This window comes from Streptomyces hesseae, from assembly GCF_031845785.1.
Lineage (GTDB): Bacteria > Actinomycetota > Actinomycetes > Streptomycetales > Streptomycetaceae > Streptomyces > Streptomyces hesseae.
The window spans coordinates 386404-402199 of the sequence record NZ_JAVRFI010000003.1 but is presented as its reverse complement, the minus strand read 5'-3'; the positions used below and the strand labels follow the sequence as shown (position 1 = coordinate 402199).

The following is a 15796-nucleotide window of genomic DNA, read 5'->3' as shown; positions in this document are numbered from 1 at the left end:
GATGCCCGCGCTCCCCGCCCCCGACTATCCCGCCGACGTCCGCGCCCGGCTGGACGCGGACGCCGACGAGGTGATCGCCCGCTACCCCGACAGCCGCAGCGCCCTGCTGCCGCTGCTGCACCTGGTGCAGGCCGAGGACGGGCACGTCACCCGTACCGGCATCCGGTTCTGCGCCGAGCGGCTGGGGCTCACCACGGCCGAGGTCACGGCGGTCTCGACCTTCTACACCATGTACCGGCGCGCGCCCGGGGGCGACTACCAGGTCGGGGTGTGCACCAACACCCTGTGCGCGGTGCTGGGCGGCGACGCCATCTTCGACGAGCTCAAGCGGCACCTCGGCGTGGACAACGGCGGGACCACCGCCGACGGCAAGGTCACCCTGGAGCACATCGAGTGCAACGCGGCCTGCGACTACGCGCCCGTGATGATGGTCAACTGGGAGTTCTTCGACAACCGGACGCCCGAGAGCGCCAGGGCGCTCGTCGACGACCTCCGTGCCGGCCGTCCCGTCGAGCCCACGCGCGGGGCGCCCCTGTGCACGTACAAGGAGACGGCCCGCATCCTGGCCGGCTTCCCCGACCGGCGGCCGGGCGCCGTCGAGGCGGGCGGCGGGGCCGGGCCCGCCTCGCTGGCCGGGCTCCGGCTGGCCAGGGGCGAGGGCGCGCACCGGGTGGGGCCGCCGCGCGGCGAGCCGCCGCAGGACGAGCGCCCGCCGGAGCACCCCGGCTCCCATGACGCGCCGCAGCAGACGTCCGCCTCGGACCCCGAGCATCCCAGCGGACCGGTCACCAAGGAGGGGGAGGGATGACCATGGCGCCCGAGATCTTCGAGACCAGCCCCGAGAAACTGCTCGCACCCGTCCTCAGCGCCTTCTGGGACGAACCACGGTCCTGGACGCTGGAGACCTATCTCCGGCACGAGGGCTACGAGGGCGCGCGCAAGGCCCTCGCGATGACCCCCGACGATGTCATCGCGTATGTGAAGGACTCCGGGCTGCGCGGCCGCGGCGGCGCCGGCTTCCCCACCGGGATGAAGTGGCAGTTCATCCCCCAGGGCGACGGCAAGCCCCACTACCTCGTCGTCAACGCGGACGAGTCCGAGCCCGGCACCTGCAAGGACATCCCCCTCCTCCTCGCCAACCCCCACGCCCTCATCGAGGGCATGGTCATCGCCTGCTGGGCGATCCGCTCCGACCGCGCCTTCATCTATCTGCGCGGCGAGACCGTCCCCGTGCTCCGCCGGCTGCACGAGGCCGTGCGCGAGGCGTACGCGGCGGGCTATCTCGGCCGGAACGTCCTGGGCAGCGGACTCGACCTCGACGTCACCGTGCACGCGGGGGCGGGCGCCTATATCTGCGGCGAGGAGACCGCCCTGCTCGACTCGCTGGAGGGCCGCCGCGGCCAGCCCCGGCTCCGGCCCCCCTTCCCCGCGGTCGCCGGCCTCTACGCCTGCCCCACTGTCGTGAACAACGTCGAATCCATCGCCTCGGTTCCCGCGATTTTCCTCCGGGGCAAGGAATGGTTCCGTTCGATGGGCAGCGAGAAGTCGCCCGGCTTCACGCTGTACTCCCTCAGCGGCCATGTCGCCAACCCCGGCCAGTACGAGGCCCCGTTGGGCATCACCCTCGGCCAACTGCTCGGCATGAGCGGCGGGATGCGCCCCGGCCACCGGCTGAAGTTCTGGACGCCGGGCGGCTCCTCGACCCCGCTGCTGACCGACGCCCACCTCGATGTCCCCCTGGACTACGAGGGCGTGGGCGCGGCCGGGTCGATGCTCGGCACCAAGGCCCTCCAGTGCTTCGACGAGACGACCTGCGTCGTCCGGGCCGTCACCCGCTGGACCGAGTTCTACGCCCACGAGTCCTGCGGCAAGTGCACGCCCTGCCGCGAAGGCACCTACTGGCTCGTCCAGTTGCTCCGCGACATCGAGGCGGGCAAGGGGCGGATGGCCGACCTCGACAAGCTCGCCGACATCGCCGACAACATCAACGGCAAGTCCTTCTGCGCGCTGGGCGACGGCGCCGCCAGCCCGATCTTCTCCTCGCTCCAGTACTTCCGCGAGGAGTACGAGCAGCACATCAAGGGCAAGGGATGCCCCTTCGACCCGGCGAAGTCGACCGTGTGGGCCGACGGCCCCGCCACCAACCAGCACGCTCACCTGGGGGTGAACGCATGACAGTGACCACGTCCGCCCCCTCCGGAGGAGGGAACGCGGCCGTCCCGCCGGAGGACCTGGTGTCCGTCACCATCGACGGCATCCAGCTCTCCGTGCCGAAGGGCACCCTCGTCATCCGGGCGGCCGAGCTGCTGGGCATCGAGATCCCGCGGTTCTGCGACCATCCGCTGCTGGATCCGGTGGGCGCGTGCAGACAGTGCATCGTCGAGGTCGAGGGCCAGCGCAAGCCCATGGCGTCGTGCACCATCACCTGCACGGACGGCATGGTGGTGAAGACCCAGCTCACCTCGCCCGTCGCCGAGAAGGCACAGCGCGGCGTGATGGAGCTGCTGCTCATCAACCACCCGCTGGACTGCCCCGTCTGCGACAAGGGCGGCGAGTGCCCCCTCCAGAACCAGGCCATGTCGGCGGGCCAGGCGGACAGCCGCTTCGAGGGGCGCAAGCGCACCTACGAGAAGCCGATGCCCATCTCCACGCAGATCCTGCTGGACCGCGAGCGCTGTGTGCTGTGCGCGCGCTGCACCCGCTTCTCCAACGAGATCGCGGGCGACCCGATGATCGAGCTGCTGGAGCGCGGCGCGCTGGAACAGGTCGGCACCGGCGAGGGCGACCCCTTCCAGTCGTACTTCTCCGGCAACACCATCCAGATCTGCCCGGTGGGCGCGCTCACCTCGGCGGCGTACCGATTCCGCGCCCGCCCCTTCGACCTGGTCTCCTCCCCGTCGGTGTGCGAGCACTGCGCGGGCGGCTGCGCGATGCGCACCGACCACCGGCGCGGCAAGGTGATGCGCCGGCTGGCCGCGGAGGACCCCGAGGTCAACGAGGAATGGGTGTGCGACAAGGGCCGCTTCGCCTTCCGCTACGCGCAGCGGCCGGAGCGCTTCGACACCCCGCTGGTCCGGGACGGGAACGGCGTCCTCACGCCGGCGAGCTGGCCGGAGGCGCTGGAGACCGCGGCCCGGGGACTGGCGGCCGCGCGCGGCCGGGCCGGGGTGCTGACCGGCGGCCGGCTGACGGTGGAGGACGCCTACGCCTACGCCAAGTTCGCCCGCGTCGCCCTCGACACCCACGACGTCGACTTCCGGGCGCGGACGCACAGCGGCGAGGAGGCCGACTTCCTCGCCGCCCACGTCGCCGGGCACGGCCGCGACCTGGACGGCACCGGGGTGACGTACACGCTCCTGGAGCAGGCGCCCGCCGCGCTGCTCGTGGGGCTGGAGGCCGAGGAGGAGGCGCCCGGCGTCTTCCTGCGGCTGCGCAAGGCGTGGCGCAAGCGCGGCCAGCGCTTGTTCGCGCTGGCCCCCTACGCGACCCCGGGCCTGACGAAGGCGGGCGGCACGCTGCTGCCTGCCGCGCCGGGCACGGAGCCGGAGTGGCTGCGGGCGCTGGCGGACGCGTCGGGCCTGGAGGCGGCCGGGCGGGCTGCGTCGGACGCGCTGCGCGCGCCGGGCGCGCTGATCCTCGTCGGCGAGCGGCTGGCCGGGGTGCCCGGCGGGCTGACGGCCGCCGTGGCGGCGGCCGCGGCGACGGGCGCGCGGCTGGTGTGGCTGCCGCGCCGGGCGGGCGAGCGGGGCGCGCTGGAGGCGGGGGCCCTGCCGGGGCTGCTGCCGGGCGGCCGGCCCGTCACCGACCCGCGGGCGCGCCAGGAGACGGCGGAGGTGTGGCGCGTGGCCGGACTGCCGCGCGGCGCCGGCCGGGACACCGGCCAGATCGTGGAGGCGGCCGCCACGGGCGAGCTGGCCGCGCTGCTCGTGGGCGGCGTGGAGGTCGCGGACCTGCCCGATCCGGCGCGGGCCCGCGAGGCGCTGGACGCGGTGGGCTTCCTCGTCAGCCTGGAGCAGCGGCCGAGTGAGGTGTCGGACCGGGCGGACGTGGTGCTGCCGGTCGCGGCCGTCGCGGAGAAGTCCGGGACGTTCCTCAACTGGGAGGGCCGGGCACGGCCGTTCGAGGCGGCGCTCAAGCCGGACCAGCTCGGACGGCGGCACAATCTGCCGGACTTCCGGGTGCTGCACATGCTGGCGGACGCCATGGACGTGCCGCTCGCCCTGGACGCCCTCCCGGCCGTACGGGCCGAGCTGACGCGGCTGGGGACCTGGGACGGCGAGCGTCCGTCCGGCCCTGCGGAGCCCGGCCGGCCGCCGATCCGGCCCGAGCGCGGCGAGGCGGTGCTCGCGGGCCACCGGATGCTGCTGGACCGGGGCCGGCTCCAGGACGGGGACGAGGCGCTGGCCGGCACCCGGCACCCGGCGCTCGCCCGGGTGTCGGCGGCGACGGCGGCCGAGGCGGGGGTGCGCGACGGCGAACTCCTCGCCGTGACGGGCCCGTACGGCTCGGTGCGGCTGCCGCTGCGGATCACGGCCATGCCCGACCGGGTGGTCTGGCTCCCGCTGAACTCCGTCGGCGGAGGCGTCGCCTCCGGCACCGGGGCGCGGCCGGGCGAGCTGGTGCGCATCGGCGCGGATGCCGGTGACGAGGGTGGAGCGAAGAGGCCGGAGGTGCGGTCGTGAGTCCTGCGCTGACTCAACTGGCGGTCGAGGACCTGTCGATGTTCGGCAGGGACCCCTGGTGGCTGGTGGTGATCAAGGCAGTCTTCTGCTTCGCGTTCCTGATGGTGACCGTGCTCTTCTCCATCGTCTGGGAGCGCAAGGTCGTCGCCTGGATGCAGCTGCGCATCGGCCCCAACCGGCACGGCCCCTGGGGGATGCTGCAGTCCCTGGCCGACGGCATCAAGCTGATGCTCAAGGAGGACCTGATCGTCCGGCGCGCCGACAAGGTCGTCTACGTCCTCGCGCCGGTCGTCGCCGCCATCCCCGCGTTCATGGCCATCGCGGTGATCCCCTTCGGCCCCTCCGGCAACGAGGTCTCGATCCTCGGCCACCGCACGACGATGCAGCTGACCGACCTGCCGATCGCGATCCTGTACATCCTCGCGGTCGCCTCGGTCGGCATCTACGGCATCGTGCTGGCCGGCTGGTCGTCGGGCTCGACGTATCCGCTGCTCGGCGGGCTCCGCTCGTGCGCGCAGATGATCTCGTACGAGATCGCGATGGGCGCTGCCTTCGCGTCGGTCTTCCTCTACTCCGGCTCGATGTCGACCTCGGCGATCGTCGAGGCGCAGCACGACCGCTGGTACATCCTGCTGCTGCCGGTCTCCTTCGTCATCTACATCGCCACGATGGTCGGCGAGACCAACCGGGCCCCCTTCGACATGCCGGAGTCCGAGGGCGACCTGGTCGGCGGCTTCAACACCGAGTACTCGTCCATCAAGTTCGCGATGTTCATGCTCGCCGAATACGTGAACATGGTGACGGTCTCGGCGGTCGCGACCACCCTCTTCCTGGGCGGCTGGCGGGCCCCGTATCCGCTCTCCGCGTTCTGGGAGGGCGCGAACCACGGCTGGTGGCCGATGCTGTGGTTCGTCATCAAGGTGCAGCTGCTGCTGTTCTTCTTCATCTGGCTGCGCGGCACGCTGCCCCGGGTGCGCTACGACCAGCTGATGAAGCTGGGCTGGAAGGTGCTCATCCCGGTCTCGGTGGTCTGGCTGATGCTCGTCGCGACCGTGCGGGCGCTGCGGAACGAGAACTACGCCTTCCAGGACATCGTGCTCTACGTCGGGGGCGGGGTCCTCGGACTCCTGCTGCTGTCGCTGCTCTTCGACCTGTTCCACGCGGGCGGGGGCAAGGGCGGGGCGGACGGCGAGAAGGCGGGGGAGGAGACCGAGGGCCCGGCGCCCGTCTTCGACCCCATGGCGGGGGGCTTCCCCGTGCCGCCGCTGCCCGGCCAGAGCCTGCCGCCCGTGCCCCGGCGCCGGTCCCGCCAGGACCGGGAGCTGATTGTCAGTGGTGGGGTGGACACTCAGAGTGACCGAGAGGAGGCCGACGGTGTCTAGCGAGTCTTCCCGGGGGGACGCCCCCCGGGACCCCTTCCAGAATCCCGTGGCCGGCTTCGGCGTGACCTTCAAGGCCATGTTCAAGAAGCGGCTGACCGAGCAGTACCCGGAGGAGAAGAAGCACACCGCGCCGCGCTTCCACGGCCGCCACCAGCTCAACCGCCACCCCGACGGCCTGGAGAAGTGCATCGGCTGCGAGCTGTGCGCCTGGGCCTGCCCGGCGGACGCGATCTACGTCGAGGGCGCGGACAACACCGACGAGGAGCGCTACTCGCCGGGCGAGCGCTACGGCCGCGTCTACCAGATCAATTACCTCCGCTGCATCCTGTGCGGCCTGTGCGTCGAGGCGTGCCCGACCCGCGCCCTGACGATGACCAACGAGTACGAACTGGCCGACGCCAGCCGCGAGTCGCTGATCTACACCAAGGAGCAGCTCCTCGCGGGCCTTGAGGAACCCATGGTCGACACCCCGCACGCGATCTTCCCCGGCATGACCGAACAGGACTACTACCGGGGCCTGGTGACGGGCCCCGCCCCGGGCACGGTCCGCCAGGTCGCCCTCTCCAAGGGCGAGCGTCCCCAGGACGAGGGGGTGGAGGCATGAGCGGCCTCGCCGCCTCCTCGTATCTGACGTCGACGGGCGAGGCCGTCCAGTTCTGGATCCTGGCGGTCGTCGCCGTGGCCGGCGCGCTCGGCGCGGTGCTGATGAAGAAGGCCGTGCACAGCGCGCTCTGCCTCGCCGGGACGATGATCGTCCTGGCGGTGTTCTACCTCGCCAACGGCGCCTACTTCCTGGGCGTCGTACAGATCGTCGTCTACACCGGCGCGATCATGATGCTCTTCCTGTTCGTGGTGATGCTCGTGGGCGTCACCGCCGCGGACTCGCTGAAGGAGACCATCAAGGGCCAGCGGCTCCTCGCCGGGCTGTGCGCGCTGGGCTTCGGCGTCCTGCTGGCCGCGGGCATCTCCAACGCCGCGCTGCGCGACTTCGACGGGCTGGGCCGGGCCAACGCCGGCGGCAACGTCCAGGGCCTCGCCGCGCTGCTCTTCACCAAGTACGTCTTCGCCTTCGAGATCACCGGCGCCCTGCTCATCACCGCCGCCGTCGGGGCGATGGTGATGACCCACCGCGAGCGCGCCGAGCCTCCCGCCACCCAGCGCGAGCTGGCCGAGCGGCGCGTGCGCGAGGGCAGGCAGCTGCCGCCCCTGCCCGCCCCCGGCGTCTACGCCCGGCACAACGCGGTCGACATCCCCGGCCTGCTGCCCGACGGCACGCCGTCCGAGCTCACCGTCAGCCCCACGCTGCGCGCGCGGGGCCAGATCCGCGACGTGTCGGACGAGGCGCTCGCGGAGCTGGCGGCGCTGGAGCAGCGCTCCGGGGAATGGCTGGAGCGGGACAAGGGCCCCGCCGGAGAGCGCGCCGAGGAGGGGGCCAAGTGAATCCCGTGAACTACCTCTATCTGGCGGCCCTGTTGTTCACCATCGGTGCCACCGGTGTGCTCATCCGGCGGAACGCGATCGTCATCTTCATGTGCGTCGAGCTGATGCTGAACGCCTGCAATCTGGCGTTCGTGACCTTCTCCCGGATGCACGGCAATCTCGACGGCCAGATCATCGCGTTCTTCACGATGGTCGTGGCCGCCGCCGAAGTCGTGGTGGGCCTGGCGATCATCGTGACGATCTTCCGGTCCCGCCACTCCGCCTCGGTCGACGACGCCGGCCTGCTGAAGCTGTAAGGGGACACTGACGGTGGAGAACCTCATCGGAACGCTCGTCCTGGTGCCCCTGCTGGGCGCGGGCGTGCTGCTGTGCGGCGGGCGGCGGCTCGACCGCGCGGGCCACTGGATCGGCACGCTCGCCGCCGCCCTGTCGTTCGTCATCGGCGTGGTGCTCTTCGCCGACATGCTGGGCCGGAGCGGCGAGGACCGCGAGCTGGCCGCGACCGTGTTCAGCTGGGTGCCCGTCGGCGGCTTCCGCGCCGACGTGGGCTTCCAGCTCGATCAGCTGTCGATGACCTTCGTGCTGCTGATCACGGGCGTGGGCTCGCTGATCCACCTCTACTCGGTCGGCTACATGGCCCACGACGAGCGGCGGCGGCGCTTCTTCGGCTATCTCAACCTCTTCCTCGCCGCGATGCTGCTGCTCGTCCTCGCCGACAACTACCTTCTGCTGTACGTGGGCTGGGAGGGCGTCGGCCTCGCGTCGTACCTGCTGATCGGCTTCTGGCAGCACAAGCCCAGCGCGGCCACGGCGGCGAAGAAGGCGTTCCTCGTCAACCGCGTCGGCGACATGGGCCTGTCCATCGCCGTGATGCTGATGTTCACCACCTTCGGGACCTTCGCCTTCGGGCCGGTGCTGGAGAACGCGGACAGGGCGGGCGAGGGCAAGCTGACGGCCATCGGGCTGGTGCTGCTGCTGGCCGCCTGCGGCAAGTCGGCCCAGGTGCCCCTCCAGTCCTGGCTCGGGGACGCGATGGAGGGCCCCACGCCGGTCTCCGCGCTCATCCACGCGGCGACGATGGTCACCGCCGGGGTGTACCTGATCACCCGCTCCGGGCCGATCTTCGACGGGGCGCCGGACGCCCAGACGGCCGTCGTCACGGTCGGCGCGGTGACGCTGCTCTTCGGTGCGATCGTCGGTTGTGCCAAGGACGACATCAAGAAGGCCCTCGCGGGCTCGACGATGTCCCAGATCGGCTACATGGTCCTGGCCGCCGGGCTGGGCCCGATCGGCTACCCCTTCGCGATCATGCACCTGGTCACCCACGGCTTCTTCAAGGCCGGCCTCTTCCTCGGGGCGGGCTCGGTGATGCACGGCATGAACGACGAGGTCGACATGCGGCGTTACGGCGGACTGCGCCGCTATATGCCCGTCACCTTCATCACCTTCGGCCTCGGCTATCTCGCCATCATCGGCTTCCCCGGTCTGTCCGGCTTCTTCTCCAAGGACAAGATCATCGAGGCGGCCTTCGCCAAGGGCGGCACCGAGGGCTGGATCCTGGGCGGCGCGGCCCTGCTGGGCGCGGCGATCACGGCGTACTACATGACGCGCGTGATGCTGCTGACCTTCTTCGGCGAGAAGCGCTGGCAGCCCGACGCGAACGGTGAGTTGCCGCGTCCGCACGAGTCGCCCAAGGTGATGACGATCCCGATGATCGTGCTCGCCGTCGGCTCGGTCCTCGCGGGCGGCCTGTTCAGTATCAACGACGCCTTCCTGAAGTGGCTGGAGCCCGTCACCGGCCATGAGGAGGGCCACTCGCCCGTCACCGCCGTGCAGGTCACCGCGGCCACCCTGGTGGTCCTCTTCATCGGTGTGGCGGTCGCCTGGTCGCAGTACGGGCGCCGGCCGGTGCCGGTCACCGCGCCGGACGCGAGCCTGCCGGTGCGGATCGCCCGCCGTGATCTGCTCCAGGACGACATCAACCACATCGTGCTGGTCCGGGGTGGCGAGCACCTGACCCGGAGCCTGGTCTACGTCGACCACACGCTGGTGGACGGCGTCGTCAACGGCACGGCCGCCGCCGTCGGCGGGCTGTCGGGCCGGATGCGCCGGCTCCAGAACGGCTTCGCACGGTCGTACGCGGTCTCGATGTTCGGCGGTGCGGCGGTGCTCATCGCCGCGACCCTGCTGATGAGGGCGGTCTAGTCATGTCATTTCCCCTGCTGACGGCCACGGCGGTGGTGCCCGCGCTGGGCGCGGTCGCCACGGCCGCCGTCCCGGCCGAGCGGCGCGCGGCCGCCAAGTGGCTCGCGCTGGCCGTCTCGCTGGTCACCCTGGTGCTGGCGGCGGTGCAGCTCGTGCGCTTCGACCCGGGCGCCAAGGGCCCGTTCCAGCTCACCGAGTCGCACGCCTGGATCGCCGATTTCGGGGTCCGCTACGAGCTGGGCGTCGACGGCATCTCGGTCGTGCTGATCGGGCTGACCGCGCTGCTGATCCCCTTCATCGTGCTCGCCGGATGGCACGACGCGGACCCCTTGGAGACGAAATCGTCGCGCTGGCGGCCCACCCAGGGCTTCTTCGCGCTGATCCTGATGGTCGAGGCGATGGTGGTGATCGCCTTCGAGGCCACCGACGTCTTCCTCTTCTACATCTTCTTCGAAGCCATGCTCATCCCGATGTACTTCCTCATCGGCGGCTTCGGCGACCGGGCGGGGGAGCGCGGCGAGGCGGAGAGCGCCACCCAGCGCTCGTACGCGGCGGTGAAGTTCCTGCTCTACAACCTCGTCGGCGGACTGATCATGCTCGCCGCGGTCATCGGGCTCTACGCGGTCACCGCCGACCAGCTGGGCCACGGCACCTTCTCCCTGACGGAGATCGTCCAGGCGCGGGCCGCCGGGAAGCTGGACTTCGCCACCACCACCGAACGGGCCCTGTTCCTCGGCTTCTTCTTCGCCTTCGCCGTCAAGGCGCCGCTGTGGCCGCTGCACACCTGGCTGCCCAACGCCATGGGCGAGGCCACCGCGCCCGTCGCCGTGCTGATCACCGCGGTGGTCGACAAGGTCGGCACGTTCGCGATGCTCCGCTTCTGCCTCCAGCTCTTCCCCGAGGCGTCGAAGTGGGCCACGCCGGTGGTCCTGGTGCTGTCGCTGATCAGCATCCTCTACGGGGCGCTGCTGGCCGTCGGGCAGCGGGACATCAAGCGCCTGATCGCCTACGCCTCGATCTCGCACTTCGGCTTCATCGTCCTGGGCATCTTCGCGATGACCACCCAGGGCCAGAGCGGCGCGACGCTCTACATGGTCAACCACGGGATCTCCACCGCCGCGTTGATGCTGGTCGCGGGCTTCCTGATCTCCCGGCGCGGCTCCCGGCTCATCGGCGACTACGGCGGGGTGCAGAAGGTGGCCCCGGTGCTCGCCGGCACCTTCCTGGTCGGCGGTCTGGCCACCCTGTCGCTGCCGGGGCTCGCGCCCTTCGTCTCCGAATTCCTGGTCCTGGTCGGCACCTTCAGCCGCTATCCGGCCGTCGGTGTCATCGCCACCGTCGGCATCGTGCTCGCCGCGCTCTACGTCCTCGTGCTCTACCAGCGGACGATGACCGGCCCGGTGTCCGAGCCCGTACGGGAGATGCCCGACCTGCGGGCGCGGGAGCTGGCCGTCGTCGCGCCGCTGATCGCGCTGCTGCTCTTCCTTGGCGTCTATCCCAAGCCCGTGACGCAGTTGCTGGACCCGGCGGTCGCGCACACCATGTCGCAGGTCCACAAGAGCGATCCCCAGCCCGACACCCACGTGAACGATGTGGAGGCCGCCAAGTGAGCCACGCGGAAATTATCCACAGCCTGTGGACACTGGCGGCGGCCGAGGCGCCGAAGAAGATCCCCGGCCCGCACATCGAGTACGCCCAGCTCTCCCCGACGCTGATCGTGCTCGGCGCCGCGATCCTGGGCGTCCTCGCCGAGGCCTTCCTGCCGCGCCGGGTCCGCCACCCCGCCCAGCTCGCGCTGACGGCCGTCGGCCTGGCCGCGGCGTTCGCCGCCGTCGTCGCCCTGGCGGCGGGCGGCTACGCGTCGGACAAGTCCCATGTGGCGGCCATGGGCGCCGTCGCCGTCGACGGGCCCGCGCTGTTCCTCCAGGGCACCATTCTCCTCGTCTCCCTGGTAGCGGTGTTCACCTTCGCCGAGCGCCGGCTCGACCCCGCGTCCGACGGCAAGCCTGTCGACTCCTTCGCCGCGCAGGCCGCGGCCGTACCGGGCGGGGACGCCGAGCGGGAGGCGGTGGCGGCGGGTCTGGTCACCACCGAGGTCTTCCCGCTGGTGCTCTTCGCCGTCGGCGGCATGCTCGTCTTCCCCGCCGCGGACGACCTGCTGACGCTGTTCATCGCCCTGGAGGTGTTCTCCCTCCCGCTGTACATCCTGTGCGGCCTGGCCCGCCGCCAGCGGCTGCTGTCGCAGGAGTCGGCCGTCAAGTACTTCCTGCTGGGCGCCTTCTCCTCCGCGTTCCTGCTCTTCGGGATCGCGCTGCTCTACGGCTACGCGGGCACCGTCACCTACGCGGGTATCGCCGACGTCGTCAGCGGCACCACGCGGGTGATGGACCCGGCGCTCGCGGGGAGCACGGCCAATGACGCGCTGCTGCTGGTCGGCGTGGCGATGGTGCTGATGGGGCTGCTGTTCAAGGTCGGCGCGGTGCCCTTCCATATGTGGACGCCCGACGTCTACCAGGGCGCCCCCACGCCGGTCACCGGTTTCATGGCGGCGGCGACCAAGGTCGCGGCCTTCGGCGCGCTGCTGCGGCTGCTCTATGTGGTCCTGCCGGGGATGCGCTGGGACTGGCGGCCCGTGATGTGGGGCGTCGCGATCGTCACGATGCTCGTCGGCGCGATCGTGGCCGTCACCCAGACCGATGTGAAGCGGCTGCTGGCCTACTCCTCCATCGCCCACGCGGGCTTCATCCTCGCCGGTGTCATCGCGGCCACGCCCGAGGGCGTCTCCTCGGTCCTCTTCTATCTGGCCGCCTACTCCTTCGTCACGCTGGGCGCTTTCGCGGTGGTGACGCTGGTGCGGGACGCGGGCGGCGAGGCGACGCACCTGTCGAAGTGGGCGGGGCTCGGGCGGCGTTCGCCGCTGGTCGCGGCGGTCTTCGCGGTCTTCCTGCTGGCCTTCGCGGGCATCCCGCTCACCAGCGGCTTCGTGGGGAAGTTCGCGGTGTTCAAGGCGGCCGCGCAGGGCGGGGCGGCGCCGCTGGTCATCGTCGGTGTGCTGTCCTCGGCGATCGCGGCGTTCTTCTACATCCGGGTGATCGTGCTGATGTTCTTCAGCGAGCCCAAGGCCGAGGGCCCCACCGTCGCGGTGCCCAGCCCGCTGACGTCCTCGGCCATCGCCATCGGCGTCGTGGTCACCCTCGTCCTCGGTCTGGCCCCGCAGTACTTCCTGGAACTGGCCGGGCAGGCGGGCGTCTTCGTCCGGTAGTCCGTAGTCCGGTGGCCCCACGAGCAGACGCACGACACGACGGCGCCCGGCACCCCCGCGAGGGATGCCGGGCGCCGTCGTACGTACGTCAGCCGGCGGGCTTGGCGGGGATACCGGCAGGCAGCCCGGCGGGCAGGCCCGCGGGCTTGCCGTCGGCGCCCACGGCCTTGGTGAGGGTGTCCTCCTTGCCGGAGGCCCAGGCGATCGTCAGCGACTTGCCGTCGAAGCTCTTGACGGTGCCCTTGCTGTAGTCGGTGCTGCCGTCCTGGCAGTGGGTGATCTCCAGTGTGACGGGCTGCGCGTTGTCGACGACAGTGCCGGAGCACGCCGTCTTCCCGCTGAGCATCACCTTGTTGCCCGCGAACGACAGGATCAGCAGGCTCTGGTCGGACAGCTTGCCCTTCGACCAGCCGCCCTTGAGCTCGGCGGCCGAGACCCGCTGCGACGGGGTGGCGGTCGCGTCGCCGCCCGGCGTCGGCTTCCCGCTGTCGGCGGTGGCCGGGGCCGTGGCCCCGGTCTCCTTGCTCTTGTCACCGCCCTTGTCGCTGCTGCTGCCGCAGCCGGTCATCAGCACAGCGGCCACAGCGGCCGCCCCCGTGATCTGTACTGCCTTGCGCACGTGCGCCCTTTCCTTTGTCATGTCCCGACCCGGCGGGGCCGGGCACGACAAGCTAGCAGCACGCCGGTGGCTCAACCGCCTCCGCAGCCGCCACCGCCGCAGCCGCCATGGCCCCCGCAGCCGTGGCCACCGTGACCGCCGGAGCCGCCGGCGCCGCCGTCACCACCGCTCCCACTGGAGGAGGACGAGTCATCCGAGACGTTGCGGTGCACGGCGTGGGCGGTCCACTCGTCACGCATGTGGCGCCGCAGCTCCTTGCGGTCGTTCCGGCAGCCCCAGCCCGGGTAGAGGACCTTGCCGACGCCCGTCGCGGACACCAGCCCGGCGAGCATCCGGTCCCGCCGGCCGGGGAAACCCGCCTTGCGAGCCGCCTCGAAGCGCTGCCGGGTCGCCGTGGTCAGATCGTCCGGCCCCACGGGATAGCGCAGTTGCCGGACGACGGCGAACCGGTCGGCGGCCTTCGCGGTCAGGGCCCTGCGCTCCACCAGGCCCATGATCCAGGGCTCCTCCATGTGCCGGGAGGCCGTGCGGATCCACCCGTACGTCGAGGTGCCCGTCCGGATGAGCCGCCGGCGGCTCATCGAGCCGGGCCCGCCGGACGTGGGCAGGCTCGCCAGCGGCAGGGCCAGCCGCTGGTCCGCCGGAGGGACGCCGCCGGACCCGACGGGCCCGCCGCGCTCCTCCGCCACGAGCCCGCGCAGTTCCAGCTCGGCCAGGACCGCCCCGGCCAGGCCGTACTCCAGATGTCGCGTGCGGCACAGCCGCTTGCCGTCGGACGGGTCGTGGGAGAGGAGTATCAGCTCCTCCGGCAGGGTCAGGCCGGCGGCCCCGTCAGCGCTCACGAGCCGTCAGCGCTCACGAGCCGGTGCGATCCGCCCCGTGACCTCGCCCAGGCCGACGCGCGCGCCGTTCGCGCCGGGCGCCCACGCGGTGATGGTCACCACGTCGCCGTCCGCCAGCCAGGGGCCCTTGCCCTGGGTGAGCTCCAGCAGGCAGCCCAGCTGGTCCGGCTCGGGGCCGCTGACCGTGCCGGAGGCGTAGAAGTCGCCGGTGCGCAGCGAGGCGCCGTTGACGGTCATATGGGCCAGCTGCTGGGCGGCCGTCCAGTACATGGCGGAGAAGGGCGGCCGGGAGATGACCTCGCCGTTGACGCTCACCTCGATGCGCAGGTCGATGCCGCCGGGCTCGGCGGTCGCGTCGTCCAGGTAGGGGAGCAGCGGGTGGGTGCGCTCCGGCGCGGGCGTACGGGCCGTGTCGAAGGCGTCCAGCGGGGTGATCCACGCGGAGACGGACGTGGCGAACGACTTGCCGAGGAAGGGGCCCAGCGGCACGTACTCCCAGGCCTGGAGGTCGCGGGCCGACCAGTCGTTGACGAGGCAGACGCCGAACACGTGCTCGCGGAAGGCGTCGAGCGGTACGGGGGTGTTCTCGGGGGCGGGGGTGCCGACGACGAAGCCGACCTCGGCCTCGATGTCGAGGCGCAGCGAGGGCCCGAAGGAGGGCGCGGCGTCGGTGGGCGCCTTGCGCTGGCCCTGGGGGCGTACGACGTCGGTGCCCGAGACCACGATCGTGCCGGCGCGCCCGTGGTAACCGATGGGCAGGTGCTTCCAGTTGGGGGTGAGGGGCTCGGGGGCGTCGGGGCGGAAGATGCGGCCCACGTTGGAGGCGTGGTGCTCGCTGGCGTAGAAGTCGACGTAGTCGGCGACCTCGAAGGGCAGCCGCAGCGTGACCTCCTCCAGCGGGTGGAAGTGCGGGCCGTCCAGCCAGCCGCCGAGCTCCGCGCGCACGGCCTGCCAGGTGGGGCGGCCGGCGGCCAGCAACGGGTTGAGCGTGGGCTTGTCCAGCAGCCCGGCGTAGGCGGAGCCGTGGGCGGCGGCGGCCGCGGCGGCATCCAGGACGTACGCGCCGTAGCGCACGCCGACCCGGGGGCGGTCGGGAGCGTCCGCGGTGGTGAAGACGCCGTACGGGAGGGTGTCCGCGCCGAAGGGATCGCCTTCGGGCAGCTCGGGGCGGTTCTGGGGCATGGGGACGCTGCCTCGCCTTCCGGTGAGCTCAGGGGCCTGGTCGGCCCGGTGACCTGATCGACACAGTACTTACGTTTTCCTGGGCGAAACAGGTTCGGCAAGAGGTGTCCGACAGGTGTCCGACCGCTGGCTAAAGGGAGGGCAATGTCCGGTAACTCCTTGCTGGAGACGTCGATTCCGAA

Annotated in this window: 13 protein-coding genes; 10 read left to right on the top strand and 3 right to left on the bottom strand. The window is 71.6% G+C overall.

Annotated features, from left to right (window positions below; all coding sequences use genetic code 11):
- Window position 1: 1 nt before the first annotated feature.
- Genes nuoE through nuoN form a run of 10 tightly spaced genes read left to right on the top strand, consistent with a single transcriptional unit; the run spans window position 2 to window position 12971 of the window.
- Window positions 2–808, top strand: coding sequence for an NADH-quinone oxidoreductase subunit NuoE (gene nuoE / locus RM609_RS07790; RefSeq protein ID WP_311609158.1), 807 nt, complete (start codon window positions 2–4; stop codon window positions 806–808).
- The gene (gene nuoF / locus RM609_RS07785) at window positions 805–2175 is read left to right on the top strand and encodes an NADH-quinone oxidoreductase subunit NuoF (RefSeq protein ID WP_311609024.1); all 1371 of its coding nucleotides are present in this window, start codon (window positions 805–807) and stop codon (window positions 2173–2175) included. Before nuoE ends, nuoF begins: the two co-directional genes overlap by 4 nt.
- Window positions 2172–4682, top strand: a complete 2511-nt coding sequence (locus RM609_RS07780) for an NADH-quinone oxidoreductase subunit G (RefSeq protein WP_311609022.1) — start codon at window positions 2172–2174, stop codon at window positions 4680–4682. Before nuoF ends, RM609_RS07780 begins: the two co-directional genes overlap by 4 nt.
- 38 nt (window positions 4683–4720) lie before the next feature.
- Entirely contained in the window at window positions 4721–6064 is a 1344-nt protein-coding gene (gene nuoH / locus RM609_RS07775) for an NADH-quinone oxidoreductase subunit NuoH (protein ID WP_311609156.1), read from the top strand.
- The gene (nuoI, locus tag RM609_RS07770) at window positions 6057–6668 is read left to right on the top strand and encodes an NADH-quinone oxidoreductase subunit NuoI (RefSeq protein ID WP_311609020.1); all 612 of its coding nucleotides are present in this window, start codon (window positions 6057–6059) and stop codon (window positions 6666–6668) included. The genes nuoH and nuoI overlap by 8 nt, the downstream gene beginning before the upstream one ends.
- A complete protein-coding gene (locus tag RM609_RS07765) occupies window positions 6665–7504 on the top strand; it encodes an NADH-quinone oxidoreductase subunit J (RefSeq protein WP_311609019.1) in 840 nt (279 codons plus the stop codon). The genes nuoI and RM609_RS07765 overlap by 4 nt, the downstream gene beginning before the upstream one ends.
- Entirely contained in the window at window positions 7501–7800 is a 300-nt protein-coding gene (gene nuoK, locus RM609_RS07760; RefSeq protein ID WP_126914763.1) for an NADH-quinone oxidoreductase subunit NuoK, read from the top strand. Before RM609_RS07765 ends, nuoK begins: the two co-directional genes overlap by 4 nt.
- 13 nt (window positions 7801–7813) lie before the next feature.
- Window positions 7814–9709 (top strand): NADH-quinone oxidoreductase subunit L, encoded by a 1896-nt coding sequence (gene nuoL, locus RM609_RS07755; RefSeq protein WP_311609017.1) that lies wholly within the window; start codon window positions 7814–7816, stop codon window positions 9707–9709.
- A 2-nt stretch (window positions 9710–9711) separates the two neighbouring features.
- Window positions 9712–11319, top strand: a complete 1608-nt coding sequence (locus RM609_RS07750; RefSeq protein WP_311609016.1) for an NADH-quinone oxidoreductase subunit M — start codon at window positions 9712–9714, stop codon at window positions 11317–11319.
- Window positions 11316–12971 carry an NADH-quinone oxidoreductase subunit NuoN gene (gene nuoN, locus RM609_RS07745; protein ID WP_311609014.1) on the top strand — a complete coding sequence of 552 codons (1656 nt, stop codon included), beginning with the start codon at window positions 11316–11318 and terminating at the stop codon, window positions 12969–12971. The genes RM609_RS07750 and nuoN overlap by 4 nt, the downstream gene beginning before the upstream one ends.
- Window positions 12972–13059: 88 nt before the next feature.
- On the opposite strand, the gene RM609_RS07740 is transcribed toward nuoN, so the two are convergent.
- The 3 genes from RM609_RS07740 to RM609_RS07730 form a co-directional block, all read right to left on the bottom strand.
- Complete coding sequence (locus tag RM609_RS07740; protein ID WP_311609012.1) at window positions 13060–13590, bottom strand: hypothetical protein; 531 nt, start codon at window positions 13588–13590, stop codon at window positions 13060–13062.
- Between the two features lie 71 nt (window positions 13591–13661).
- Window positions 13662–14432: a GOLPH3/VPS74 family protein gene (locus RM609_RS07735; RefSeq protein WP_311609011.1), complete on the bottom strand. Its 771-nt coding sequence runs from the start codon at window positions 14430–14432 to the stop codon at window positions 13662–13664.
- Between the two features lie 6 nt (window positions 14433–14438).
- Window positions 14439–15614, bottom strand: coding sequence for a fumarylacetoacetate hydrolase family protein (locus tag RM609_RS07730; RefSeq protein WP_311609010.1), 1176 nt, complete (start codon window positions 15612–15614; stop codon window positions 14439–14441).
- Window positions 15615–15796: the final 182 nt, after the last annotated feature.

Excerpts from the sequence above, each read along its gene's own strand:
- nuoE (WP_311609158.1), top strand. The coding sequence starts at position 2 with ATGCCCGCGCTCCCCGCCCCCGACTATCCCGCCGACGTCCGCGCCCGG.
- nuoF (WP_311609024.1), top strand. The coding sequence starts at position 805 with ATGACCATGGCGCCCGAGATCTTCGAGACCAGCCCCGAGAAACTGCTC.
- RM609_RS07780 (WP_311609022.1), top strand. The coding sequence starts at position 2,172 with ATGACAGTGACCACGTCCGCCCCCTCCGGAGGAGGGAACGCGGCCGTC.
- nuoH (WP_311609156.1), top strand. The coding sequence starts at position 4,721 with ATGTTCGGCAGGGACCCCTGGTGGCTGGTGGTGATCAAGGCAGTCTTC.
- RM609_RS07765 (WP_311609019.1), top strand. The coding sequence starts at position 6,665 with ATGAGCGGCCTCGCCGCCTCCTCGTATCTGACGTCGACGGGCGAGGCC.
- RM609_RS07750 (WP_311609016.1), top strand. The coding sequence starts at position 9,712 with ATGTCATTTCCCCTGCTGACGGCCACGGCGGTGGTGCCCGCGCTGGGC.
- RM609_RS07730 (WP_311609010.1), bottom strand. The coding sequence starts at position 15,614 with ATGCCCCAGAACCGCCCCGAGCTGCCCGAAGGCGATCCCTTCGGCGCG.